This is a genomic window from Kaustia mangrovi (assembly GCF_015482775.1).
Taxonomy (GTDB): Bacteria; Pseudomonadota; Alphaproteobacteria; order Rhizobiales; family Im1; genus Kaustia; species Kaustia mangrovi.
Genome location: NZ_CP058214.1, coordinates 1,471,536 through 1,495,901 on the forward strand (window position 1 = coordinate 1,471,536; position 24,366 = coordinate 1,495,901).

A 24,366-nucleotide genomic window follows, 5' to 3' on the forward strand; every position below is an offset into this window, starting at 1 on the left:
CCGGGGCCGGACCCCATGTGCCGCAGCCGTCAGGACGGACGGTCCATCTCGCAGCTTTCCTGGGCCTCGTAGATCGCGTCCTCGCCCGGAACGACCTTCACGACGCCGAAGCCGAGATCGGTGCCGTCCACCGGGTATTTCGGATCCTTCACGACCTTCGACACCACGACCGGCAGGACCGCCTGGTGGTCGTCCTTGCGCACCGTGATCGGGCCGAGAGGCGTCTCGATGGAGGCGTTCTCCATGGCCTTGGCGATCTCGGTCACGCTGACATCGCCGCCGCCGAAGTCCACCGTCTTCAGCGCCTCGCCCAGCGTGCGGATGGCGTTGACGGTCTGCGGCTCGATATAGACCGGGTAATGGCCGGTCGCCGCCTTGTAATTCTCCGCGAAATCGCTGTCGTCGGCGGCGATGTTGTAGGGATGCGCCACGTAATGGCCGAGCGCGGTGTCGCCGGCATTGGCGATGTTGCCCACCTGATCCAGGAAGGTCGTGCCGAAGCGCACATCGAGGCCGGCATCGCCCGCCGCCTTCATCAGGAGGAGCAGGTCGTTCGACCAGTTGCCGGTCATCACCGTGTCAGGGCCGGCGTCCTTGATCTTGGCGACGAAGGGGGAGAAGTCCTGGATCTTGTTCACCTCGTGCAGGACCGTGTCCACGACCTCGTAGTCGCCCCTGTCGGCGGCGGCCTTGATCGCGTCCTCCATGTCGCGGCCCCAGGAATAGTTCTGGTTGATCGAATAGACCTTGGTGCCGAGATCGCCCGCCTCCTTCATGGCGTCCACCATGGCGTTGACGCGCATGGGCGCGGTCGTGGTGAAGCGGAACTGGTAAAAATGGCACTTCTCGCCGGTGAGCGCGAGCGCCTCCGCGCCGAGATTGATGTACATGAGCTCGTTGCCGGGATTGCGGATATTGTGCTTGCGCACATCCTCCGTCACCTGCCCGGCAATCGCCGAGGACGCCCCCTGCAGGACAATATGGACGCCGTCGGCGACCGCCTGCTTGAACTTGTCGGCCGCCCCCGTGGTACCGCCGGCATTGTCGTATTCGATCACCTCGATGGGTTCGCCGTTGAAGCCGCCATCGGCGTTGATCTGATCGACGACATACTCCGCCGCGGTCGCGAACAGCCGCCCGGTCGAGGTCTGCGAGCCTGAAAGCGACTCGATGATTCCGATCTTGAGCGGCTCCGCCTGCGCCGCGCCGGCACCGAGGCCGGCCGCCGCCGCAAGCCCGAGGGCAAGGCCGAGTTTTCTGACTGTCATTGGTTTCCTCCCATGCGTTTCTTGCTTCGTGTCATCCATGTCCGGGGACCGCCGCGCGATCCCGAACCCCGTCGCCCCCGGTCTCCGGAGGCCTGTCCCGTCACCCCGTCACGCCGCCTCCGCCCTGTCTGCGCCGAGGAATTCGGCCAGAAGCCGGATCTGCTCGTCGAGCATGTGGCGGCCGGCATGGACCCGGCAGCCCCTGGCCTCCGCCGCCTCGATCAGCGCCGTGCGTTCGGGCTGCATGATGATTTCCGCAACCGTCGTCCCGCGCTCCAGCGCCCCCGCATCGAGCGGCAGCGGGTCGTCGGCCTTCAGGCCAAGGGAGGTCGCGTTGACGACGAGATCGTGGCCCGCAGGGTCCGGCGGGCCGTCCGTCGCCAGGCAGGACGGCACCGCCGCGGCGACGCGGGCCGCGAGATCGCGGGCCTTGTCGCGCGTGCGGTTGGCGATGGTGAGCGCGGCGACGCCGTGGCCGGCGAGCGCGAAGGCGATGGCCGAGGCCGCGCCGCCCGCGCCGAGCAGCAGCACGCGCTGGCCCTTCGGATCGATGCCTTGCGCGAGAAGCCCGCCCAGGAAGCCCTTGCCGTCGAACATGTCGCAGACGAGGCGCCCGTCAGCGGTGCGCCGGATCGCGTTGGCCGCCCCGATGAGCCGCGCCTGCTCGCCGGCCTCGTCGCACAGCGGCACGACCGCGGCCTTGTGCGGCACGGTGACGATCAGCCCGCCGACATTGGGAAGGCGGCGCACGGCCTCCAGAACGGTTTCCACATCCCCGCGCGCCACATTGAGCGGCACCATGACGGCATCGACACGATGCGCGGCGAAATAGTCGTTCATGACTTGAGGCGTGCGGACGTGATGAACCGGATCGGCGATGATACCGAAAACCCGAGTCCTGCCCGTGATCATGGCCCTCTCTGACGTCCCCTTGCGTTTCCCGTGAGCCGCGGATCGTTTTGCCGCCGCGATCTCGTCCTTGCCGAAGCATCTTGCCACTTGACAGGTTATCTGACAAGTTTTTGCGAACACGGAATTGAGAAGGCCGCGAAACGGCCGGCAGATGTGGAGGAAACATGTTCGACTTCCAGGACCGGGTGCTCGTTCTCACCGGAGCCAATGGCGGCATCACCCGCGCCGTCGCGGAGACCTTCTTCGGGCTCGGGGCCAATCTCGTCCTGAGCGATATCGCGCTCGACGGGCTCGAGGACTTCGCCCGCACACTGGACCCGGAGGGCACCCGGATCGTCACGCTCAGCCAGGACGCGCGCAGCGCCGACGATGCCGACGCGCTGGCCGAAGCCTGCAAGGAGCGCTTCGGCGGCGCGGATTTCCTCGTGACCGGTGCAGGCCTCTACCGCGACCAGCTCGTGGACACCATGACCGACGCGCAATGGGCGGAGACCATCGGCATCAATCTCGACGGCGTCTTCTACACCTGCCGGGCCTTTGCGCATGTCCTGCGCGACGGCGGCTCCATCGTCAACATCGCCTCCATGGCCGGCCATCGCGGCAGCTACCAGCACGCCCATTATTCCGCGGCGAAGGGCGCGGTCTTGAGCTTCTCGCGCAGCCTCGCCCTTGAGCTCGCACCCCGAATCCGGGTCAATTCCGTCTCGCCCGGCCTGATCGAGACCCCGCTCATCCAGCCCCTGCTGGCAGCGCGCGGCGACGAGCTGATCGCGGCGACGCCCCTGAAACGGCTCGGCACGCCGGAGGAGGTCGCCCGCGCCATCGCCTTCCTGTGCAGCGACTGGGCGAGCTTCGTCAATGGCGAGACGCTGCACGTCAATGGCGGTCTGTATATCGTGAGCTAGAGCAACCTGCGTCGAGCCGGACGCAGATAAGTTGCTCTAACACTTTGAGAACGGTTAACTTTTCTACACTCAGGTCGAGTCCGCCCGAGTGTAGGTTGATCCAGCGGCTGGACCAGACAGACGCATCGGTCTTTCAGAGATGGCGACGAGGAAACCAGTGGAGATCGGACAGGACAGCGGCGCCCGCCTCGAGCGCGCGCCGAGCCTGCCGGACGAGATCGCCCGCATGCTGCGCGACGAGGTGAACAAGGGCACGCTGAAGCCCGGCGACCGGCTGCCGACGGAGCAGCAGCTCTGCCGCATGTTCGGCGTCTCGCGGCCCGTGGTCCGCGAGGCGATCTCCCAGCTCAAATATGACGGCGTTCTCGAATCCTTCCAGGGGCGCGGCGTTTTCGTGAGGGAGGATACGGGCGGCTCGTCCTTCCGCATCGACGAGCCGGACCTCAACAACCAGAAGGAGCTCGCCCATATCCTGGAGCTCCTCATCTCCATCGAGGTCGCCGCGACCGCACTGGCCGCCGAGCGCCGCTCGGAAAAGGACCTTCAGACCATCAAGGCCGCGCTCGACGCCATGGCGAAGGCCATCGACGACGGCGAGAGCGGGGTCGACGAGGATGTCGCCTTCCATCGCAGCATCGTCGAGGCGACGGAGAACCCCTTCTTCATCGCGCTGGTGACTTTTCTGGAAAGCCGCGTGCGCAACCTCATCCGCGCCGCGCGCGCAAGTACCGCCCGCTTCGAGGGGCTCGCCTACAAGGTCCAGCAGGAGCACGAGGCGATCTACGACGCCATCGTCGCGGCCGATCCCGTCGCGGCGAAGGACGCCGCCGAGCGGCATCTGCGCAACGCTGCCGCCCGGCTCGAGCTCTACAGGGAAGAGAAGGGCAGCCTCCGGCCCGCCGGCTGAGCCTGGAGCGCCCCTCTCGTCGGGACGCTCACCAGCCGTCGAAACCGTCCAGAACGGCCGGGTCGACGCGGCCCGCCGCGACATCCTCCAGCGCATGGGCGATGATCGCCGCGCCCTCCTCCGCGTCCTCGCGGGTGAGGACAAGCGGCGGCGTGATCTCCAGCACGTTTGAGTGCATGCCCACGCAATAGACGACGAGGCCGAGTTCGAAGCAGCGCGCCATGGCGAGCGCGGTGGCCTGCGTGGCGGGCTCTCGCGTCGTCCGGTCGGCCACGAGCTCCACACCGATCGCGAGGCCGCGCCCGCGAACGTTGCCGATGAGCGGCTGGCGGTCGGCAAGCGTGCGGAGGGCGCCGGCAAGATGCCCGCCGACCTCGCGGGCATGGGCGGCAAGGCCCTCCCCCTCGATCTCGGCGAGAACGGCCAGCGCGGCACTCGCGCAGACCGGATTGCCGTGCAGCGTCTGCATGGAATAGGCCGGCGCGGCATCGAAAATCTCAGCCGGACCGACCGCCGCGGAGACCGGCAGCCCGCCGCCGAGCCCCTTGCCGAGGGTCACGATGTCGGGCGCGATTCCCTCCTGCTCGAAGCAGTGCAGCGTGCCGCTGCGCGCAAGACCGACCTTCACCTCGTCGCAGACGAGCAGGATGCCGTGACGCCGGCAGAGCGCGGCAAGGTCGCGAAGGAAGCCCTCCGGCGGCACGATGAGCCCGCCATCGGCCTGGATCGGCTCGATGAAGAAGGCCGCCACCTCCTCCGGCGGAACGGTCGTCGCGAAGAGCGCCTCCAGCCGGGCCAGAACCGCCGCGCCGGGCGCCTGGCCGTCCCGTGGCGGCCGGTAGGGATCGGGATAGGGCACGAGGGTCAGCCCCGGATCCTTGTCCACACCCTCCTGGGCCACATGGCCGGAGACCGCCATGGAATGGCCGATCCCGCCGTGATAGGCACCCTCGAAGGCGAGGATGCGCGGCCGGCCCGTCGCGAGCTTCACGGCGCGCACGGTCGCCTCGTTGGCATCGGAGCCGGAATGGCCGATCCACACCCGGCGCTCGCCCGTGCCGGGCGTGAGCTCCAGAAGACACTCGGCGAGACGGGTTGCCGGCGCGGTGGCGCCCGACAGGATGCTGGCGCCCGCGGGATCGCGCGCCGCCTCCGCGACCGCGCCGGCGAGCGCGGGATGGCCGTAGCCGAGCGAGGCCGCGCCCCACGCGGCGGAGAAATCGAGCGGCTCGCGCCCGCTCTCGTCCCTGAGCCGGCAGCCCGCCCCGCCCGTGACCGCGAGCGGGAAGAACCGCAGCTTCTGCAGGCGCGCATTGAACCGGCGGTCGTCCTCGAACAGTGACATCGCGATTGGCCTCCCTCCAAGCCGTTGAACGATCCTCAGTAGACGGCCGCGTAGGCCGCGCAGGCCTCCTCCTCCGACAGGCCGTCGAGATGGGCGAGCTCACCGCGCTTGTGGGCGAGATAGATATCGGCGAAGCCCTCCGGGAACCACGAGCGTACGGTGGCGGACGCCTCCAGCCGGTCGAGCGCGTCGGCCAGTGTGATCGGCAGCCTGCGATAGCCGCGCCGCGCGAGTGCTTCCGGATCGAGGAGGCTGAGATCCTCCTGCGTCGCCTCGGGCGCTGCGAGCCCGTCGCGGATGCCCTGGCAGCCCGCCATGACCAGCGCGGCGAGCGCGAGATGCGGATTGGCCGCGGCGTCGGCGGCGCGGTATTCGACGTTGAACTGGCGGGCGCGGCCCTCCTCGTCCTTCGCGGAGGTCGGGCAGATCCTGAGCGAGGCCTCGCGGTCCTTGTCGCCCAGATTGTTGAAGGCCGCGCTCCAGCGGTGGGGCGTGAGGCGCCCGTAGGAGATCCGGCTCGGCGCGGTCAGGCAGAGGATCGCGTCGAGATGCGCCAGAATGCCGGCGACGAAGGACCCCGCCTTTTCCGACAGGCCGTGGCGGCCCGCCGCGTCGTACATGACGGGTTCGCCCGTGCGGTCGAGAAAGCTGAAATGGACATGCACGCCATTGCCGACCGCGGCGGGATCGATCAGCGGCGTGAAGGTCACCTCCTCGCCGAATACCGCCGCGGTCGCGCGGGCGAGTTCGCGCAGCATCATCGCCTGGTCGGCGGCCTCGACCCCTTCGGCCGGATCGACGGTGACCTCGTACTGCCCGGGCCCGTATTCGCGCAGGAAGCTGTCCGGCACGATGCCCACCTGCCCGAGCGCGCCCATGAAGGCCTCGCCGAAGCCCGCCCGGTGGCGGAAGCCGGACAGCGAAAACGCCGCCCCGGCGGACCGCCCGCTCCTGAACATGAACTCGTGCTCGAAGGTGGAGACGAGCCGCCAGCCCGTCAGCGCCTCCAGATCCGCGAGCGCGCGCTTCAGCATGGAGCGCAGGCAGCATTCCCATGGCGTGCCGTCCAGATGGGCGATATCGCCCAGCACATAGCGCTCCTCCGACCCCTCCGCCTCGCCGAGGCGCACGGTCCTGAAACTCGTGCGCTCGGGCCAGAGCACGAGGTCGCCGAGCGAGCCATAGGGGCTGTCGGCAATGGTGTCGAAACAGGTGATCTGCACATTGGTGGGTGTCCACCCCACCCCCTTCTCCACCCTCTTCTCGAAGGCCGAAACGGGGAAGCCCTTGCCCCGAACCATGCCGGACACATCGCCGACACAGGCCATCATCAGGGGGTCAGTCGTCATGGAAGCGGCTCCTGGTCTTGTGTGGATTGAGGCGGCGAGGACCGCCGGCGCAGCCGGTCCCAGGCCTGCAGGCGGGGGTGAACGTCGTCCCAGTTGTCTTCCGCGATCTTGACCACCATCGCCTCCAGCACGGCGAGCGGCGGCACGATGGTGTCCCATGCGGTGCCCACCTCGATGGGCATGGCGATGGTGCGCGCGGCAAGCCCCGCAATGGGCGACAGCCACTGGTCGGTCACCAGCACGATCTGCGGTTTTGCGGCCTCCGACAGGGATTCGGCGAAGTTCAGGAGGCCCGGCTGGTAGCGCCGGAAGTCGAAGAGCACGACCACGTCCTTGCTGCGCATGCGCTGGATGTATTCCGGCCACAGCTCGGGATTGGACGGCACGTGATAGATGTCGCGGCGCAGGAAGCGCAGGGACATGGAGAAGAAGAGGCCGAGCGAGTCGCTCACCCGCCCGCCGAGGATGAAGATGGCCCGTCGAGGATCGGCCAGCATGTCGCAGATCGCGTCGAAATCGGCCTCCGACACCGTGTCGGTCACCTGGCCCAACCGGTTCTGCACGCGCGCCACATAGTCCTTCAGGAGCCCGTCGCGGGCCTCCACCTCCTGGGTCGCGCGCAGGTCGATGGGCGAGCGCCGGGCGCTCTGCTTGAGCTCGTCGATCAGCCGGCGCTGGAACTCGTGATAGCCCGCACAGCCGAGCTTGGCGGTGAACCTCGTGATCGAGGGCGGGCTGACATGGGCCTTCGCCGCGAGCTCCTGGATCGTCAGGAGCCCGCCGAAGGGATAGTCGGCCAGAACGACCGCGGCGATCTTGCGCTCCGCGCTGGTGAGGTCTGCGGACATCGCCTGGATTTCGGATTTGACCGTCATATGCGCCCTGCCTTTCCTCCTGGCTCCCCTGCCACCGCCTCCCCGGGCTTGCGCCTTTTCTGAAAATAACATCTCAAATCAGATTGATTTTGACGAGAAGAAAAAATCTTTTTGTCATTTTTCACAAGCCATGCATACTTGAACGATAATTTTCTCGTTGGAGCAGCCCGCCTCCAATCGGACGCGGATAGGTTGCTCCAACACCCTAAGAGCGATCACCTTTTCTGCATTCAGGTGAACTCGCCTGATTGCAGGTCGATCTAGAGGCCTGCCCGCATGACCGTCACGCCATTCCGGACAATGGTCCTTGCCTGTTTGGGATTGGTCGCCTTCGTCGCCGCTGTCGCGGGCCTCGGCCTCGCGGCGGGCGGCGGCATGGAACGCACGGTCACCGTCTTCCTCATCAGCCTGATCGCCGTGGCCGGCATGGGCATCTATTCCGGCAATACGGGAATCCTGAGCTTCGGCCACCTTTCCTTCATGGCCATCGGCGCCTATGCGTCGGGCGTCCTGACCATGCCGCTCGCCATGCGGTCCATGACGCTGCCGAACCTGCCGGGCTTCCTGGCGGGGGCGGAACCTGGCTTCGTGGCCGCCCTCGTCATCGCGGTCGCGGTGGCGACTGTCTTCGCCCTCGTCGTCGGGCTCGTCATCTCCAAGCTCAACGGGGCGGCGGCGACCATCGCCACGCTCGCCCTGCTGATCATCACCCACGGCCTGATCATCGGCGGGCGCGATTTCACGCGCGGCAGCCAGTCCTTCTTCGGCGTGCCGCGCGAGACGACCATCGTCGTCGCCGCCATCGGTTGCGCCATCGCCCTCGTCGCCGCGCGGCTCTATCGCGATTCCGTTCCCGGCCTGAAGACGCGGGCGGCCCGCGAGGACGCCATCGCGGCGGAGGCCATGGGCGTGCGCATACGCTGGCAGAGGCTGCTCGCCTGGACGCTCAGCGGCGCCGTCGTCGGGCTGTCCGGCGCGCTGATCGCGCATTATCTCGGCGCCTTCTCGCCGAAGAAGTTCTATTTCGTGGACACCTTCCTGCTGCTCGCCATGCTGATTGTCGGCGGCATGACGACGGTCACGGGCGCGGTCGTCGGCGCGGTCGCCATCACCCTCGTCATCGAGGTTCTGAGGCGCCTCGAAGGGGGCTTCGACCTTGCCGGCTTCGCCTTTCCGGAGCTGTTCGGCGCCACCCAGATCGGCATCGGGCTGGCCATCCTCTTCGTCATGTTCCGCCGGGCCGACGGCCTCGCGGGCCTGAAGGAATGGGACGAATGGCTCTTCGGCCAGGGCGGCGGGACGGCCGCATCGGTGGGCGGCACAGACGCCGTACCCCCTGCCGCGCAAGCCCGTGTGCTCGAGGGCCGCGACCTCACCAAGCGCTTTGCGGGGCTGATCGCGGTGAACGACGTCTCCATCGCCGTGGCGCCCGGGGCCATTGTCGGCCTCATCGGGCCGAACGGTTCGGGCAAGTCCACCCTTCTCAACATGCTCTCCGGCGTGCTGCCGGCGACCGGCGGCGACATCCGCCTCGGCGGCGCACGCATCGCCGGAATGCCCGCGCATCGCTTTCCGGGGCTCGGCATCGCTCGGACCTTCCAGAACATCCGCCTGTTCGACACGCTGACCGTGCGCCAGAACGTCATGGTGTCCGCACTCATCCGGTGGCCGCGGGCCTCCATCGCCGAGGCCACCGGCAACGCGGACCGGGCGCTGACCGATATGGGGATCGCGCAAATCGCCGCGCGCCGCGCCGACACGCTCTCCTATGGCGACAAGCGCCGCGTGGAGATCGCCCGCGCGCTGGCCCTCAACCCGGCCTTCCTGTTCCTCGACGAACCGGCCGCCGGCATGAACCGGGAGGAGACCGACGCGCTGATGGGGACGCTGAACGCGCTTCGCGAGAGGCGGGGGCTCGGCATCGTGATCGTCGACCACGACCTGCCGCTCATCATCCGGCTGTGCGACCGCGTGCTGGTCCTCAACGAGGGCCGCCTGATCGCGGAGGGCGAGCCGGAGGAGGTGCAGCGCCACCCCGCCGTCGTCGAGGCCTATCTCGGCCGCAAGCACAGCCAGGATCTTGCGGAGGCCTCGTGACCGCTACCGATTTCTTGGAGGGAAACTGGAGGGAGTTATGACCAGACCATTGAGAACAGCCCTGTTGGCCGCGGCGCTCGGGCTCGCCGCACCGTCCGCCTTCGCCGCCGACGACGTGCTGACCGTCGGCGTCGCCACCGCCCAGACGGGCAGCCTCGCCGTCTTCGACGGCCCCGTCATCGACGGCTTCCGCCTCGGCGTGGAGGAGATCAACGCCGAGGGCGGCATCGACGGCAAGATCAGGATCGAGACCATCGAGAAGGATGTCCGCTCCGATGCCGCGCAGACCTCGATCGCCGTCAGCGAACTGATCGACGAGGGCGTGGACGTGCTCATCCTGCCCTGCGACGCCGACCCGGCCTTCGCGGCCTCCGCGCTCGCCAGCGAGGCGAAGATCCCGGCATTCTCGACCTGCGCATCCTCACCGACCCTGCCGCTCATGGGCGGCGACTTCATGTTCGCCAACTTCCCCGGAGACAATGTGCAGGCGACTGTCTCCGCCGGCTGGGCGCGCGAGGAAGGGGCGAAGACGGCGTATGTCCTGTATTCGCCGGACACCCAGTACACCACCCTGCCGCTCTATTTCGCAGACGCCTTCAAGAAGATGGGCGGCGAGGTGGTGGGCGAGTCCACCTACAAGATCGGCCAGCAGGACTTCTCCGCTGAAGTCACCAAGATCAGGAGCATCGAGCCCGAGCCGGACGTCATCATGACGTCGGCCTACGAGCCCGACTTCCCGGCCTTCATCCGCCAGCTCCGCGCCGCCGGCGTGAAGAGCCAGGTGATCGGCTCCGACGGCATCGATTCGCCGACCACCTTCAGCCTCGGCGAGGCGTCCGACGGCGTCGTCTTCACCACCGCCGGCCATCCGCTGGACGGCAGCCCGCTGGCCGCCTTCAACGAGAAGTTCGCGGAGAAGTACGGCCGCGAGTCCGACACCGTCTTCAACGGCATCGGCTACGATCTGGTGAAGATCCTGGAGGCCGCGGTCGAGGCCACCGGAGGCGACACGGATTCGCAGGCGCTGCGCGACGCCATCGCCGGTCTTGAGGGGGTCCAGGGCGCGACCTCGGTCATAACCTACAAGGGCACGACAGGCATGCCGGTGCGCGAGGTGACGCTGATCCGCGTCAAGGACGGCAAGCGCGAGCTCGTCGGCCAGCCCTCGCCGGATCCCGACATGATCCCCGAGCCGCGCATGCAGTGAAGCAAGGGATGACGGGACCGATGGCGAACCCCATTCTCCAGGTTCAGGGACTGACGGTCGCCTATGGTCCCGTCACCGCCGTGCGCGGCGTGGATATCGCCGTCCATGCCGGCGAGGTGGTGGCGCTTCTGGGCGCGAACGGCGCCGGGAAGACCTCCACGCTCAACGGCATTGTCGGGCTCGCCCCGGTGACGGGCGGCACGATCCGCTTCAGGGACGAGGACGTCACCGGCCTGCCCACCGAACGGCTGATCCGGCGCAGGCTGACGCTGTGCCCGGAAGGCCGGCGGGTCTTCACCGCGCTCACGGTGGAGGAGAATCTGCGCCTCGGCGGCTACACCAAGGGCCGCGGGCGCGCCTTCGACGAGGCGGTCGCGGACATGTACGACCTGTTCCCGATCCTCGCGGAGCGCCGCCGCCAGCTCGCGGGCACGCTCTCCGGCGGTCAGCAGCAGATGCTCGCCATCGCCCGCGCGCTCATGTCGGGGCCGGAGCTTCTGTGCCTCGACGAGCCCTCGCTCGGCCTCGCGCCGCAGATCGTCGAACAGGTCTTCGAGCTCATCACCACCCTTCGCGGGCGCGGCGTGACCATCCTTCTGGTGGAGCAGAACGTCGCCCTGTCGCTCGATGTGGTCGACCGGGCCTATCTGCTCGCCAGCGGCGAGGTCGCCGGCAAGGGCACGGCGGAAGAGCTGAAGGCCTCCCAGCTCGTCGAAGCCGCCTATCTCGGCCTTCACTGAGGACCACGGTGCATGGAATTCTTTCTGCAGCAGCTCTTCAACGCCGTTTCGCTGGGCGGCACCTATGCGCTTCTGGCGCTCGGGCTCGCCATCGTGTTCTCGATCATGGGGCTCATCAACTTCGCCCATGGCGAGCTGATGACGATCACCGGCTACACGCTCTATTTCTGCGGCCTCGCGGGCCTGCCCTTCCTGATGGCCGCGCCCGTCGGCATCGCGGTCGCCATCGGCGCGGCGCTCATCATGGAGCGGGCCGCCTTCCGTCCGGTGCGCAATGCCAGCCCCGCGACGCTGCTCGTGACGAGTTTCGCCGTCGCCATCATCCTGCAAACGCTCTTCCAGAACCTCATCTCCACGCGCCCGCGCCCCGTCGTCCTGCCGGACGTCCTGTCCGGCACGGTGGAGATCGGCGGCTTCCTGATCGGCAACAACCAGCTCCTGTCGATCATCGTCGCGGTCGGCATGATGGTCTTTCTCAACTGGTTCCTGAAGAACACGCCCGTGGGTATCGCCATGCGCGGCGCGGCGGAGGATTTCTCCGTCGCCCGGCTCATGGGCGTGCGCGCCGACGCGGTGATCGCCGGGGCCTTCGCGCTGTCGGGCCTGCTTGCCGGCGTCGCCGGCATCCTGTGGGTCTCCCAGCGCGCCTCCGTCGATCCCTTCATGGGCTTCACGCCCGTGGTCAAGGCCTTCATCGCCTCGATCCTGGGCGGACTCGGCAGCCTCACCGGCGCAGTGGCGGGCGGTCTCCTGCTCGGCTTCGTGGAGATCTTCCTCACCGCCTACCTTCCCGAAAGCCTGATCGAGTTCAAGGAGCCGATCGGCCTGGCGTTTCTCGTCTGCGTCCTGCTGGTGCGTCCGAACGGACTACTGCCCGCGCGCAATCTCCACGCGGAAAAGGTTTGATGTATCCGACACCCCTGGCTCCCTCCTTCCGTCTCCTCGGGCCGGATGACCCCCCGCCCGTCTCCATCGTCAACGGGAGCGGGACGTCGCCCTTTGTCCTGACCTGCGAGCATGCGGCCCGCGCCGTGCCCGCCGCCCTCGGCGATCTCGGCGTTCCGGCCGAGGCGATGGCCATGCATGTCGGCTGGGATATCGGCGCGCTGGGGGTCGCTGAAGCCCTGAGCGGGCTGCTCGACGCGCCTCTCGTCATCCAGCGCTACAGCCGGCTCGTCATCGACAGCAACCGCCCCTGGGGGTCCGGCCAGCTCATCCCCGCCGTCTCCGACACGGTCCGCGTACCCGGAAACGAGCGGCTGACACCGGAGGCCAAGGCCGCGCGCTGGCACGAGATCCACCAGCCCTTCCACAGGGCCATCGACACCATGCTGGACGAGCGCCCCGGCTCCCGGCTCGTCTCCGTCCACAGCTTCACGCCGCGCCTGATGGGCCGCCCGGAGGATCCGCGGCCCTGGAGGCTGGGGCTGCTCCATGGCCGGAACGGCGTGTTCGCCAGGGAGATCGTCGCGGCGCTGGGGCGCGAGGCGGAGAACCTGAATACCGGCTTCAACGTGCCCTATACGGTGGAGGACGACAACGACTACACCATCCCCGTACACTGCGACGCGCGCGGCGTGCCCGGCGTCCTTCTGGAGATCCGCAACGACGAGATCTCCGGCGAGGCGGGCCAGACGGCCTGGGCGCGCCTCCTGTCGACGGCCCTGTCACGGATTTCCGAAACCGCCCCGAAGAGGTGAGCCCCATGCCCTTCCTGTCCACCACGTCCCGCGAAATCCCGCTCGTTCTCGACCGCTCCGCGCTGCTCTTCGTCGATGTGCAGAATTATTGCTGCCGGCCGGACGGGGGCGAGTATGCCGACATGTCCCGCGACGAGGTCGAGCGCACCCATGGCGGGTTCTTCCGGCAGCTATCCGAGGTCGCCCTGCCCAACATGCAGCGCCTCCAGACCGCCTGCCGCGAGGCGGGCGTGGAGGTCATGTACACGACCATAGAAAGCCTGACGCTCGACGGGCGCGACCGCAGCCTCGACTACAAGATCACCGGCTTCAACGTGCCCAAGGGCTCATGGGACGGCCAGGTGCTCGACGCCATCGCGCCGGCCGGCGACGAGATCGTGCTGGCCAAGTCCTCCTCCTCCGTCTTCGTCTCTACCCATATCGACTACATCCTGCGCAATCTCGGCGTCGCCCAGATCGTCATCTGCGGCGTGCTGACAGACCAGTGCGTGGAATCGGCGGTGCGCGACGCCTGCGACCTCGGCTATCTGGTGACCCTGGTGCCCGATGCCTGCGCGACGCTCACCGAGGAGCGCCACAGCCATTCTCTCAAGACCATCAAGGGCTATTGCCGCCAGATCGGCACCGACGCCCTGATCGCGGAGATCGCGGCGGCCCGCTGAACTCCGGCGCGCGGCGCCCGCGGTCCGGACATCCGGTTTGCCGTCCGCCCGGATCCGTGTGATCATGCGGGCCTGTCCTTCATGGCCGGTCGCGGCCATTCCCGCTTAGCCCTACCGCAGCGCCATCCCGCCCGGTCCCCTCCGGTGAGAAGAAGCCCATGACGTTCTCCATCATCGCCCGCTGTCCCGAGACCGGAGCCTTCGGCGGCGCCGTCGGCACCTCCGCGCTCGCCGTCGGCAATCGCTGCCTGCGCGTGAGCCATGGCCATGGCGCCTTCCTGAGCCAGCACCGCACCGATCCGCGTCTTGGCGACCGGGGTATCGCGCTGCTGGAGACCGGGCTGTCGGCGGGCGAGGCCATCGACAGGGTGACGGCCGGCGCGCCCTTCATCGAATGGCGCCAGCTCGCCGCCCTCGACGCGGCCGGGAACGCCGCCGTCCACCATGGCCGGCACATGTACTCGATCCACACCCATTCGACGGGCCGGGACTGCGTGGCCATCGGCAACATCCTCGCCAATGACGGCATCACGGATGCCATGGTCGCCGCCTTCGGGGCATCCGCCGGCGAACGGCTGGAGGGCCGGCTCCTGCGCGCGCTCGAGGCCGGGCGCGACGCCGGCGGCGAGATCCTGGAGCCGATCCGCTCCACCGCCCTCAGGGTCAGCGGGGCGGACGGGGTCGACCGCTGCGACCTCAGGGTCGACCGCGCCGAGGAGGCCATCGGCGCGCTGCGCGAGCTGCTTGGCGCCTATGGCGACCAGGAGGAGATCCTGCGCCGGGTCGCCCTCGAACCCGATGACGTCCCGGTCGCGCGCTCGCTCTTCGAGGCCTCCATCGAGCGCATCGCCGAACTCGGCCTGGAGGATCGCTTCCCCACCGCGCGCAACCGGACCGGCTGGACCCTGCGGGACTGAGGGCGGGGCGCGGACCGGACCGTTCAGTCCACCGCGACGCCGCTCTCCTCGATCGCCATGGCGGTTGCCTGCTCGCTGTCGGACTCGATATTGGCGTGCACCACATAGAGCACGTCGCCGGCGGCAACCTTGTCGCCCCTGCCGACCTTGAGATCGACGCCCGCCCCCTTGTCGGCGGGCGCACCGGCACGCCTTGCGACGGACGCGATCCGGTACGGGTCGAGATCGGTCACGACGCCCGACCGGTCGGCGACCACCTCCGTGCCGATCAGGCCGGGCCGGACCGGTTGCGGCAGGCGCCCCTGGGCGTCGACGATCCGTTCGAAGGTCTGGAGCGCCTTGCCGGAACGGAGCAGCTCCTCCGCCCTCGCCCGTCCCGTACCGGGCGCGACATCCGGCGCCCATTCGAGGATGCGGCCCGCAAAGGCCAGAGCCTTGTCGCTGAGTTCCGGCGGCGCGGACGGATCGTCGGTCAGGACAGCTCGGACATCGCGAACCTCCAGCGCCGGCCCGATACCGCGCCCGATGGGCACGAACCCGTCGGTCACGATGGCCTCCACGGTGAGCCCGACGTCGCGGCCCGCATCCCTGAAGAGGGCGGCGAGCGCCTCGCCCTCCTGGCGCGTGGGCACCTTGGTGCGGGGACCGGCGGGAATGTCGATGATCACATGGCTCGAGCCCGCCGCAAGCTTCTTCGACAGGATCGAGGCGACCGCCCATTTGCGCGAATCGATGCCGAGCGGCCGCGTGATGGCGTTCATCACGTCGTCGACCGCGGAATGATTGAGCCGCCCGTTCCAGGCGATGCAGCCATTGGTCTCCTCGACCACGCGCATCACCTCCTCGGGCGTTAGGTCGACGCGGGCGACGGTCTCCATCGCATCCGCCGTTCCGGCAGCGGAAGTGATCGCCCGCGACGAGGTCTTCGGGATGGTGAGCCCGTGGGCGGCGACGATCGGAATGACGATCAGCGAGATACGGCTGCCGGCGACACCGCCCATGGAGTGCTTGTCGACCACCATCTCCCGGTCCCAGTCGAACCGGTGGCCATAGCGGGCGCGCGCCTCCGTTAGCGCGCAGACTTCGTCATGGCCGAGCTCGCGCGCGCAGGCGACGAGAAAGGCCGCGATCTCGGCGTCCGTGTAGCGCCCCTCGCCGACATCCTTGAGGATCGTGCGGAATTCCGCGCGCCCCAGCGCGTTGCCCTGGATCTTGGAGCGCAGCGCCATGCGGCTTTCCGGCGAGGGCGTGCGCTCGATCTCCACACGCGTCCCCTCCGGCACGCCAAGCATCTCGAAGGCATGGCGGCTGAGGCCCAGCTCGTCGGGTGCGACGAGGGCCTCGTCGCGCACCACATTCACATGGGCGCGGATGCTCTCGCGCCCGGCGAGGACGTCCACCTTCCCCGGCCCCAGATACTCCGAGGCCGTATAGGCGATGCAATCCTCGTGCAGGAAGCAGATGCTCTGGCGCCAGGTGTCGATATCGACGCATCTGAGCTTCAGGTCGCGGCCCGCGGCATATTCCAGACACTCCAGGAAGGCGTCCACGCCCGCCTCGACCGTGCCGTCGTTGCGCACTGTCAGCACGCGGGTCTCGCGCGGATAATCCGGCACCTCGCGCGACAGCCGCTCCGCGATGTCCTCCTTCGTCTCGCGCCCGCGCGCGGCCAGCCGTTCCGCCAGAACGTCGACAGGAGCTGTGACCTCCAGGATCACCGCACGGTCATAGGCCGCGACGATGGCCGGCAGGGCGGCGCGCGAGACATTCGCCACCACGTTGCGGCCCCGTCCGAGGTCGTCGCGCAGGCTCTCAGGCAGCCCGTAATAGAGGCCGTGGGCCTGCCACCAGGCGAGGAACCGGCCTTCCGCGATCCCCTCGCGAAAGGCCTCCTCCTCAATCGCCTCATGGTCCTCGCCACCGGCATCCGCAGGCCGCGTGATGAGACGCCTTGCAAAGACGAAGCGGCGGTCGCCGCCAAGCCTCTCGCGCGCCGCCTCGAGCAGCGTGTCCTTGCCCGCACCGCTCGGGCCGACGACGAGAATGAGCTGACCGCGCATCGTCTGTTGCACTCCGGTATCCGTCAGGCCGCCTCGTCCAGCCCCACATCGACGGCCGGCGAGGACTGGGTGATGCGCCCGACGGAGATGAAGTTCACGCCGGTCTCCGCGATGGGACGGATCGTGTCGAGATTGACCCCGCCGGACGCCTCCAGCGGAATGCGCCCGTCGACGATTCGGACCGCCTCCGACAGCATGTCCGGCGCCATGTTGTCGAGCAGCAGGATATCGGCGCCGGCCGCCAGCGCCTCCTCCACCTGGTCGAGCCGGTCGCATTCCACCTCGACCTTGGTGAGGATCGGCACGGTCGCCTTGGCCCGCGCAATGGCGTTGGCGAGCCCGCCGCAGACCACGATGTGGTTGTCCTTGATCATCACGCCATTATCGAGCCCGAGACGGTGATTGCGCCCGCCGCCGCAGGTGACGGCGTATTTCTCGAACATCCTCAGGCCCGGCGTCGTCTTTCGCGTGTCGACGAGCTGGGCCTTCGTGCCCGCGATGCGGTCCACATAGACCGCGGTCTGGGTGGCGATGCCCGACATGTGCTGGACGAGGTTGAGGGCGAGCCGCTCCGCGGTGAGGATCTTGCGGGCCTGCCCCGTCACGCGGGCCAGAATCGCCCCCTTGCCGACCCGCTCGCCATCCTTGACGCGCAGGTCGATCTCGACCTCGTCCATATAGAGCTCGAAGACCCGCGCGGCGATATCGATGCCCGAGACGACGATCTCCTCGCGCGCATTGATGTCGAACGTGCCCTGACGGTCGGCATCGATCAGCAATGTGGATGTAAGGTCGACGAACCCGATGTCCTCGGCCAGGAAATTGCCGATGGCCTGGTCGACATGGAGGGGATCGATCATCTCTTCAACTCTCCTGATGCTGTTGGGCGACGAGATCGATAATTCGATCTGTTTCAAAAGGTTGGAGCAAATTGATATGCGTCCAATCGGGTGCGGGTTGCTCCAGCCGGATAATCGTTTGTGTACATTCGAATTGATGCGGTTTCTGCCTGCGGCCGGCCCATGGATCGCCTCCTATTCCGCCGCGGACGGGTTGGAGGCCCGGACGAGCGCGCTGTCGCGATAGGACATGACCAGCAGGCCAACGGCCACCGCGCCGGCGGCAAGCGCGATCCAGCCGCTCTGGGCGAGCAGGACCAGAGCGCACGCGACCAGAGCGAGCCGGACCCAGGCGGACAGGCGCGCCTTCAGGAAGCCTTCCGCCGCGAAGGCGAGCGAGATGATGGCGAGCGAGCCCTCGAACACGCCCGCGACGATCTCGGCGGTCGAGCCCTCCATGATGATGCCCGGCGTATAGATGAAGGCGAAGGGGATGACAAAGGCGGCGATGGAGAAGCCGACCGCTTGTACCGCGATGGCGAGCGGGTTGGCCCCGGCTATGGCTGCGGCCGCATAGGCCGCCACCGCAACGGGCGGCGTCATGGCCGACATCGCCGCGAAATAGAGCAGGAACAGATGCGCGCCCATCAGGGGAATGCCGAACTCGTTGACGAGCGTGGGGCCGACCAGGACGGCGGCGAGCACATAGGCGCTCGGCGTCGGCATGCCGAGGCCCAGCAGGACCGTCACCAGCGCGCCGACGATGAGGGCCGGCAGCACCATGCCGGAATCGGTGAACAGGAAGACGAGATGGGAGAACTTCGCGGCCAGCCCCGTCATGGTGATACCGCCGATGACGAGCCCCGCGGCCGCGCAGGCGCCGGTCACGCCGATCATGCGCATGGTGGTCTCCGCAAGCCCATCATAGAGCATTCTCGGGGTGATGCGGCTCGACTTGCGCACCTGCGAGATCGCGACCATGGCGATGGCACCGAACAGCGCCACATAGGTCGCCGAATAGCCTTCCAGCAGCCCCCAGACCATGACCGCGAGCGGTGCGATGAAGATCCAGCCATTGACGAGCGTGGCCGCGAGATTGGGCAGCCGGTCCGCCGGCAGGGGTGCGAGCCCCAGGCGCACCGAGCGCAGATGGACCTGGATGAAGATGCTCACATAGTAGAGGAGGCCGGGCACTGCCGCCGCGACGATGATGTCGGCATAGTCGATACCGGCATACTCCGCCATGATGAAGGCGGCCGACCCCATGACCGGTGGCAGGAGGCTGCCGCCGGTGGAGGCCGCGACCTCCACCGCGCCGGCAAGCGTGCCGGAATAGCCGAGGCGCTTCATCATGGGAATGGTGATCGCCCCGGTCGTCACGACATCGGATGTCGGGCTGCCGGAGACCGTGCCGAACAGCCCGGAGGAGAAGACCGCCACCTTGGCCGGCCCGCCCGGGCTGCGGCCCGAGACGGAGGCCGCCAGGTCGAAGAAGAAGTCGCCGCCGCGCGCCTTGTCGAGGAACGTGCCGAAGAGCACGAACAGGAAGGCGTAGGTCGCCGCCACGCGCAGCGGAATGCCGAACAGCCCGTCGCTGGTATAGACGTTGATGTCGACGAAATGGTCGAGCGTGATGAGCCCGTGTCCGAAGGCGCCCGAGATGTGGTGGCCGAACAGGTTGTAGACCATGAACAGGCCGGCGATGATCGCAAGGCCCAGGCCCACCGTTCGCCGCGTCGCCTCGAGTGTCAGGAGGATGATCAGCCCCGCGAAGACGCGCTGCGCGTCGCTCAGCTCGGTCAGCAGGCTGATGCGCGTCGCGATCTCCGGAATGCTCCAGACGAAGAAGCCGCCCGTCACGAGGCTCAGGGCCGCCAGGCAGAAATCCGCCACCGACGGCTTGTCGCGCGCGGCCTTGGCCGTGGCGCCGATCAGCAGGAACACGAGCACCAGCATCGCCGACAGGAAGATGATGGTCAGGGCCAGCACGTCGATCGACGACAGCACGGCCGCATAGACCGTCCATACCGCGAGGATCGCGGCATAGGCCTTGACGATGTGGCCCAGAATGCCCGTCAGCTCTCGGCGGGCACCCGTGGAGAAGGCGGCTTCTCCCAACCAACGCAGGAACTGCAGAACCATCACGCGAGGCTTTCCTTGCGGCGAGGACAGATCAGGCGGTTCGGACAATCGGGGGCCGGCCGGCTGCCCCGCCCCCGGATGGTGTCACCCGGGGTGCGGGACGGACGGCCTGCCGGGCGGGCCGGCTCAGTTGCCGGCCTCGTCATAGGCCTTCTGGGCGCCCGGATGGTAGGGCAGCGCCTCCAGCGACTGCATGAGCTCCGGCGTGAAGTCCTTCATGGAGTTGTGGACAGCCTGGATCTTGCCGACATTGTCGAGGACCGCCTTGGTCAGCGTGTAGGCCTCCTCGTCGCTCATATTCTCGTCCACCACCAGGGCGGCACGCGCGGCATGGGTCGTCACGTCGCGGTCGAGCCAGGGATAGTCGCCCGCCTTCACCGTGAAGGGCTTGGCGCCGTAATCCTCGACCATCTTCTCCACCACGTCCTCCGGCACGCTCAGAAGCGTCACCGGATAGGCGTCGGCGATATTGCGGATCGAGCTGGAGCCGACGAAGGTGGCGTTCACCCACATGTCCGCACGGCGGTTCTGCATGATCTCCGAGGCGTTCTTGGAGCCCTGGAACTCGACCTTGCCGCCCCATTCGTCGATATCGTCGAGGGAAATGCCGACATTCTCGAGATCGGCCTCGGCGAGCTGGGAGGGCAGGATGCCGCGGCGGTTGAGCACCAGCCTCAGCGGCGGCTTCTTCTCCTTCAGGTCGGCCAGCGAGGTCAGCCCGTGCTCGTCGGCGAACTCCTTGGACACGACCCACTGCATCGGCGCCCAATCGTAGAGCACCATCAGCACCTTGAAGCCCTCGACCGGTTCCTTGAACGGCTCGCGGCCCTTCTGGGCGGAGATGCCCTCGCCCACATGGATGATGCCGAGCTCGCACTTGCCCTGCGTCACCTGGACGATATTGGCGTAACCGCCGCTGGATGTCTGGTATGTGACGGTCGATCCGGGTTCGGCGGCGCCAACGGCCTGGTCGAGACCCGCGCCGAGCAGCGACCAGAGCCCGCCGGGGCTGCCGCCGCACACATTGTAGTTCTTTGCCGTCGCCGTGCCGGCCGTCGCCGCGACGGCGGCGAGCCCGAGGCAGGCGGCCGCGCAAACGGACCGGAACACGGATGTCTTGGCAGATTCAGGCATATCTCTCTCTCCCTCCAGAGTTGATCCCCGATGCAAGGCGGGCTTGCCGGATGATCAGCCCGCATTGCAGCACGGCGCGTCGGTTCCGCAAATGCGAAACATCGGCACCGACTTGCAAAGGCCCCCGTTTACGCCAGTTCTGTCACTCCCCGCAGCGCCCTCACTGTCTGAACGGGCACCGCCTACTCACGTCAGTTTATTTGTGTACTAATGAAAAAGTAGATCGCAGTTTCCACAGGCCGTCAATCCTCAAATTGCGGAACCATCCCGAGAACGTCCCGGAAACGGCGGGGAACCGTTCCGGGAACGGGGAGAATATCGGGTGCCGCACGCGGGGCCCTGATATACATCACTGAGATGACAAGGAGCGATTCCCAGGGAGCGCCATGAGTATCAGGCTGACCTTTCTCGGCGCCGTCGGAACGGTGACCGGATCGAAATATCTTCTGGAGGCCGACGGCGCGCGGATCCTCGTCGATTGCGGCCTCTTCCAGGGCTACAAGCAACTGCGCCTGCGCAACTGGGCACCGCTGCCGATCGATCCCAGGACGATCGACGCGGTGCTCCTCACCCATGCCCATATCGACCATTCCGGCTATCTTCCGCTGCTGGTCAGGAACGGGTTTTCCGGACGCATCATCTGCACCGACGCCACCCGCGACCTGTGCGAGATCCTGCTGCCGGACAGCGGCTACCTGCAGGAGAAGGACGCCGAGTTCGCCAACCGGCACGGCTTCTCCAAGCATCGCCCCGCTTTGCCGCTCTACACCCAGGAGGACGCCGAACGCTCGCTCGGCCAGTTCGCCGCGGTGCCGTTCCGCCGCGACGTCGCGGTCGAGGGGCCGGTCCATGCACGCTTCCTGCCGGCCGGGCACATCCTCGGCGCCTCCATCGTGGAGGTGACCTGCGCGGGCCGCACCATCGTCTTCTCCGGCGATCTCGGCCGGCCGGACAGCGCCACCCTGCCCGACCCCACGCCGGTGCGCCGCGCCGACTACCTGCTGGTCGAATCGACCTACGGCAACCGCCGCCACGACGACGAGGACCCGGAGGCGGTGCTCGCCGAGATCGTCACGCAGACCGCCCTGCAGAAGGGCACCGTGCTGATCCCGGCCTTCGCCGTCGGGCGCACCCAGACGCTGCTCTACCACCTGGCGCGGCTGAAGATGCAGAAGCGCATTCCCGACCTGCCGATCTATCTCGACAGCCCGATGGCCATCGACGCCAGCGAGATCTTCCGCAGCCATGGCGAGGACCACAAGCTCTCCGAGGACCAGTGCCGCAAGATCTTCGCCATGGTGCAGTATGTCCGCGAGGTGGAGGACTCCAAGGCGCTCGACCGCAACCGCGACCCCAAGATCATCCTCTCCGCCAGCGGCATGGCGACCGGCGGACGGGTGCTCCACCACCTGAAATACTACGCGCCCGACCCGCGCAACACGATCCTGTTCGCCGGCTTCCAGGCGGGGGGAACGCGCGGCGACGCCATGACATCGGGCGCCGAACGCGTGAAGATACATGGCCAGTACGTGCCGATCCGCGCGAAGGTGGCCAATCTCCAGATGCTGTCCGCCCATGCGGACGCCGAGGAGATCATGTCGTGGCTCGGCCAGTTCGAGGCCCCGCCGCTCATGACCTTCGTCACCCATGGCGAGGCGGCCGCCTCCGACGCGCTGCGCCACCGCATCGAGGAGGAGCTGGGCTGGCCCGCCACGGTTCCTGAATACCGTTCCGACGTGGAGCTCGCATGACCGGCAAGCACGGAGAGGAAATGGCGGCCCTGAGCACGGCCGACCACGAGCTGCATGTCCGCCGCCTCGGCCTCGACACGCAGCACGAGGCCGTCGTGCTCATGCGCGACGACTGCCCGGTCTGCCGCTCGGAGGGCTTCACGGCCCATGCGCGGATAAGGCTGACCAGCGCCAGCCGCTCGATCATCGCGACGCTGTACCAGGTGTCCGGCACGTTCCTGGGCCACAACGAGGCCGGCCTCTCGGAGGCGGCATGGCGCCGCCTCGGGGTCGTCGACGGCGAGACGATCTCCGCCAGCCATCCCCGCCCCATCGGATCGCTGAGCAAGGTGCGCGGCAAGGTCTATGGCGAGCGGCTCGACGCCTCCGCCCTGACCGAGATCGTGACGGACATCGTCGGCGGGCGGTATTCCGACATCCATCTGTCCTCCTTCATCACCGCCTGTTCGGCGCGGCCGCTCGACCTCGACGAGATGATCGCGCTCACCGGGGCGATGACGGACGCCGGCGACCGGTTGAGCTGGGACGCCTGGCCCGTCGTCGACAAGCACAGCGTCGGCGGGCTGCCCGGAAACCGGACGACGCCCATCGTGGTCGCCATCGTCGCCGCGCGCGGCCTGACCATGCCGAAGACCTCCTCGCGCGCCATCACCTCGCCCGCCGGCACGGCCGACGCGATGGAGACGCTCGCGCCGGTCAATCTCGACATTCCGGCCATGCGGCGCGTGGTCGAGCATGCCGGCGGCTGCATCGTCTGGGGCGGCGCGGTGCATCTCAGTCCCGCCGACGACACGCTGATCCGCGTGGAGCGCGCGCTCGACCTCGACAGCGAGGGCCAGCTCGTCGCCTCCGTCCTGTCGAAGAAGATCGCGGCGGGCTCGACCCATGTCGTCCTCGACCTCCCGGTCGGCCCGACCGCCAAGGTGCGCAGCGACGGGGCCGCCGCCGTGCTGTCGGAGAGCCTCACCGCGGTCGCCGAAGCCTTCGGGCTCAAGACGAGGATCCTGGTCTCCGACGGGCGCCAGCCGGTCGGGCGCGGCATCGGGCCGGCGCTGGAGGCGCGCGACGTCCTCGCCGTCCTGCAGACCCTGCCCGACGCGCCGGCGGACCTGCGCGAGCGCGCCGTCACGCTCGCCGGCGCCCTTCTGGAGCTGGGCGGCGCGGCGGGCGAGGGCGAGGGCCGCGCGGAGGCCATGGCGACATTGCGGGACGGCCGCGCCTGGGCGACCTTCCAGCGCATCTGCGAGGCCCAGGGCGGCATGCGCGAGCCGCCCCGCTCCTTCCACCGCCGCCCCGTGCCCGCGCGCCGGTCCGGCATCGTCACGGGCATCGACAACCGCCGGCTGGCACAGGTCGCCAAGCTCGCCGGCGCGCCCGACGACAAGGCGGCGGGCGTGGAGCTGCATGTCCATCTCGACACGAGGGTCGAGGCGGGCGAGCCCCTCTATACGGTGCATGCGGAAACGCCTGGCGAGCTCGACTACAGCCTCGCCTATGTGGCGGCGAACGGCGACATCGTCGAGATCTCCGGGGACTGACGACAGGGGGCGGCGCGC

20 protein-coding genes are annotated in these 24,366 nt (G+C 68.1%); 11 read left to right on the forward strand and 9 right to left on the reverse strand.

All coding sequences use genetic code 11. From position 1 onward, the window contains the following. Nucleotides 1-29: 29 nt before the first annotated feature. Together HW532_RS06955 and HW532_RS06960 are read right to left on the reverse strand one after the other, a co-directional pair. Nucleotides 30-1,268, reverse strand: coding sequence for a branched-chain amino acid ABC transporter substrate-binding protein (locus HW532_RS06955; protein ID WP_213163698.1), 1,239 nt, complete (start codon nt 1,266-1,268; stop codon nt 30-32). A 108-nt stretch (nt 1,269-1,376) separates the two neighbouring features. After that, complete coding sequence (locus tag HW532_RS06960; protein WP_213163699.1) at nt 1,377-2,180, reverse strand: shikimate dehydrogenase family protein; 804 nt, start codon at nt 2,178-2,180, stop codon at nt 1,377-1,379. Between the two features lie 164 nt (nt 2,181-2,344). Here HW532_RS06960 and HW532_RS06965 point away from each other — a divergent pair, with 164 nt between their 5' ends. Both HW532_RS06965 and HW532_RS06970 read left to right on the forward strand, forming a co-directional pair. Further along, nucleotides 2,345-3,085 carry an SDR family NAD(P)-dependent oxidoreductase gene (locus tag HW532_RS06965; RefSeq protein ID WP_213163700.1) on the forward strand — a complete coding sequence of 247 codons (741 nt, stop codon included), beginning with the start codon at nt 2,345-2,347 and terminating at the stop codon, nt 3,083-3,085. A 157-nt stretch (nt 3,086-3,242) separates the two neighbouring features. Beyond that, on the forward strand, nt 3,243-3,992 hold the full coding sequence (locus tag HW532_RS06970) for a FadR/GntR family transcriptional regulator (protein ID WP_246479617.1): 750 nt from the start codon (nt 3,243-3,245) through the stop codon (nt 3,990-3,992). Nucleotides 3,993-4,020: 28 nt separating this feature from the next. On the opposite strand, the gene HW532_RS06975 is transcribed toward HW532_RS06970, so the two are convergent. Genes HW532_RS06975 through HW532_RS06985 form a run of 3 tightly spaced genes read right to left on the reverse strand, consistent with a single transcriptional unit; the run spans nt 4,021 to nt 7,561 of the window. After that, the gene (locus HW532_RS06975; RefSeq protein WP_213163702.1) at nt 4,021-5,337 is read right to left on the reverse strand and encodes an aspartate aminotransferase family protein; all 1,317 of its coding nucleotides are present in this window, start codon (nt 5,335-5,337) and stop codon (nt 4,021-4,023) included. A gap of 35 nt (nt 5,338-5,372) precedes the next feature. Next, entirely contained in the window at nt 5,373-6,686 is a 1,314-nt protein-coding gene (locus HW532_RS06980; protein WP_246479618.1) for a glutamine synthetase family protein, read from the reverse strand. Beyond that, complete coding sequence (locus HW532_RS06985; protein WP_213163703.1) at nt 6,683-7,561, reverse strand: MurR/RpiR family transcriptional regulator; 879 nt, start codon at nt 7,559-7,561, stop codon at nt 6,683-6,685. The genes HW532_RS06980 and HW532_RS06985 overlap by 4 nt, the downstream gene beginning before the upstream one ends. 276 nt (nt 7,562-7,837) lie before the next feature. On the opposite strand from HW532_RS06985, the gene HW532_RS06990 reads away from it, so the two are divergent. The 7 genes from HW532_RS06990 (at nt 7,838) to HW532_RS07020 (ending at nt 14,884) form a co-directional block, all read left to right on the forward strand. Further along, nucleotides 7,838-9,658 carry a branched-chain amino acid ABC transporter ATP-binding protein/permease gene (locus HW532_RS06990; RefSeq protein WP_213163704.1) on the forward strand — a complete coding sequence of 607 codons (1,821 nt, stop codon included), beginning with the start codon at nt 7,838-7,840 and terminating at the stop codon, nt 9,656-9,658. Nucleotides 9,659-9,695: 37 nt separating this feature from the next. After that, the gene (locus HW532_RS06995; RefSeq protein WP_213163705.1) at nt 9,696-10,865 is read left to right on the forward strand and encodes an ABC transporter substrate-binding protein; all 1,170 of its coding nucleotides are present in this window, start codon (nt 9,696-9,698) and stop codon (nt 10,863-10,865) included. A 32-nt stretch (nt 10,866-10,897) separates the two neighbouring features. Continuing rightward, nucleotides 10,898-11,605: an ABC transporter ATP-binding protein gene (locus HW532_RS07000; protein ID WP_213164458.1), complete on the forward strand. Its 708-nt coding sequence runs from the start codon at nt 10,898-10,900 to the stop codon at nt 11,603-11,605. Nucleotides 11,606-11,617: 12 nt separating this feature from the next. Continuing rightward, nucleotides 11,618-12,511, forward strand: coding sequence for a branched-chain amino acid ABC transporter permease (locus tag HW532_RS07005; RefSeq protein ID WP_213163706.1), 894 nt, complete (start codon nt 11,618-11,620; stop codon nt 12,509-12,511). Next, nucleotides 12,511-13,305, forward strand: a complete 795-nt coding sequence (locus HW532_RS07010) for an N-formylglutamate amidohydrolase (protein ID WP_213163707.1) — start codon at nt 12,511-12,513, stop codon at nt 13,303-13,305. The genes HW532_RS07005 and HW532_RS07010 overlap by 1 nt, the downstream gene beginning before the upstream one ends. A gap of 5 nt (nt 13,306-13,310) precedes the next feature. After that, nucleotides 13,311-13,967, forward strand: coding sequence for a cysteine hydrolase family protein (locus tag HW532_RS07015; RefSeq protein ID WP_213163708.1), 657 nt, complete (start codon nt 13,311-13,313; stop codon nt 13,965-13,967). A 158-nt stretch (nt 13,968-14,125) separates the two neighbouring features. Next, on the forward strand, nt 14,126-14,884 hold the full coding sequence (locus tag HW532_RS07020) for a DUF1028 domain-containing protein (RefSeq protein ID WP_213163709.1): 759 nt from the start codon (nt 14,126-14,128) through the stop codon (nt 14,882-14,884). A gap of 23 nt (nt 14,885-14,907) precedes the next feature. Here the strand turns inward: HW532_RS07020 and phnN are convergent, their stop codons facing one another. From phnN to HW532_RS07040, 4 genes are all read right to left on the reverse strand, one after another. Next, nucleotides 14,908-16,956: a phosphonate metabolism protein/1,5-bisphosphokinase (PRPP-forming) PhnN gene (phnN, locus tag HW532_RS07025; RefSeq protein WP_246479632.1), complete on the reverse strand. Its 2,049-nt coding sequence runs from the start codon at nt 16,954-16,956 to the stop codon at nt 14,908-14,910. Nucleotides 16,957-16,967: 11 nt separating this feature from the next. Then, on the reverse strand, nt 16,968-17,804 hold the full coding sequence (gene nadC, locus HW532_RS07030) for a carboxylating nicotinate-nucleotide diphosphorylase (protein WP_213163710.1): 837 nt from the start codon (nt 17,802-17,804) through the stop codon (nt 16,968-16,970). Between the two features lie 174 nt (nt 17,805-17,978). Next, on the reverse strand, nt 17,979-19,925 hold the full coding sequence (locus HW532_RS07035; protein ID WP_246479943.1) for a TRAP transporter permease: 1,947 nt from the start codon (nt 19,923-19,925) through the stop codon (nt 17,979-17,981). Nucleotides 19,926-20,051: 126 nt separating this feature from the next. Next, on the reverse strand, nt 20,052-21,059 hold the full coding sequence (locus tag HW532_RS07040) for a TAXI family TRAP transporter solute-binding subunit (RefSeq protein WP_213163712.1): 1,008 nt from the start codon (nt 21,057-21,059) through the stop codon (nt 20,052-20,054). A gap of 386 nt (nt 21,060-21,445) precedes the next feature. Between HW532_RS07040 and HW532_RS07045 the strand changes: the two genes are divergently transcribed. Together HW532_RS07045 and HW532_RS07050 are read left to right on the forward strand one after the other, a co-directional pair. Beyond that, complete coding sequence (locus HW532_RS07045) at nt 21,446-22,810, forward strand: MBL fold metallo-hydrolase RNA specificity domain-containing protein (RefSeq protein WP_213163713.1); 1,365 nt, start codon at nt 21,446-21,448, stop codon at nt 22,808-22,810. Further along, nucleotides 22,807-24,348: a thymidine phosphorylase family protein gene (locus HW532_RS07050; RefSeq protein WP_425491932.1), complete on the forward strand. Its 1,542-nt coding sequence runs from the start codon at nt 22,807-22,809 to the stop codon at nt 24,346-24,348. Before HW532_RS07045 ends, HW532_RS07050 begins: the two co-directional genes overlap by 4 nt. Nucleotides 24,349-24,366 lie beyond the last annotated feature (18 nt).

Coding starts and splice junctions, on each gene's coding strand:
- HW532_RS06955 (WP_213163698.1), bottom strand. CDS start 1,268: ATGACAGTCAGAAAACTCGGCCTTGCCCTCGGGCTTGCGGCGGCGGCC.
- HW532_RS06960 (WP_213163699.1), bottom strand. CDS start 2,180: ATGATCACGGGCAGGACTCGGGTTTTCGGTATCATCGCCGATCCGGTT.
- HW532_RS06965 (WP_213163700.1), top strand. CDS start 2,345: ATGTTCGACTTCCAGGACCGGGTGCTCGTTCTCACCGGAGCCAATGGC.
- HW532_RS06975 (WP_213163702.1), bottom strand. CDS start 5,337: ATGTCACTGTTCGAGGACGACCGCCGGTTCAATGCGCGCCTGCAGAAG.
- HW532_RS06980 (WP_246479618.1), bottom strand. CDS start 6,686: ATGACGACTGACCCCCTGATGATGGCCTGTGTCGGCGATGTGTCCGGC.
- HW532_RS06985 (WP_213163703.1), bottom strand. CDS start 7,561: ATGACGGTCAAATCCGAAATCCAGGCGATGTCCGCAGACCTCACCAGC.
- HW532_RS06990 (WP_213163704.1), top strand. CDS start 7,838: ATGACCGTCACGCCATTCCGGACAATGGTCCTTGCCTGTTTGGGATTG.
- HW532_RS06995 (WP_213163705.1), top strand. CDS start 9,696: ATGACCAGACCATTGAGAACAGCCCTGTTGGCCGCGGCGCTCGGGCTC.
- HW532_RS07005 (WP_213163706.1), top strand. CDS start 11,618: ATGGAATTCTTTCTGCAGCAGCTCTTCAACGCCGTTTCGCTGGGCGGC.
- HW532_RS07010 (WP_213163707.1), top strand. CDS start 12,511: ATGTATCCGACACCCCTGGCTCCCTCCTTCCGTCTCCTCGGGCCGGAT.
- HW532_RS07015 (WP_213163708.1), top strand. CDS start 13,311: ATGCCCTTCCTGTCCACCACGTCCCGCGAAATCCCGCTCGTTCTCGAC.
- HW532_RS07020 (WP_213163709.1), top strand. CDS start 14,126: ATGACGTTCTCCATCATCGCCCGCTGTCCCGAGACCGGAGCCTTCGGC.
- nadC (WP_213163710.1), bottom strand. CDS start 17,804: ATGATCGATCCCCTCCATGTCGACCAGGCCATCGGCAATTTCCTGGCC.
- HW532_RS07035 (WP_246479943.1), bottom strand. CDS start 19,925: ATGGTTCTGCAGTTCCTGCGTTGGTTGGGAGAAGCCGCCTTCTCCACG.
- HW532_RS07040 (WP_213163712.1), bottom strand. CDS start 21,059: ATGCCTGAATCTGCCAAGACATCCGTGTTCCGGTCCGTTTGCGCGGCC.
- HW532_RS07045 (WP_213163713.1), top strand. CDS start 21,446: ATGAGTATCAGGCTGACCTTTCTCGGCGCCGTCGGAACGGTGACCGGA.
- HW532_RS07050 (WP_425491932.1), top strand. CDS start 22,807: ATGACCGGCAAGCACGGAGAGGAAATGGCGGCCCTGAGCACGGCCGAC.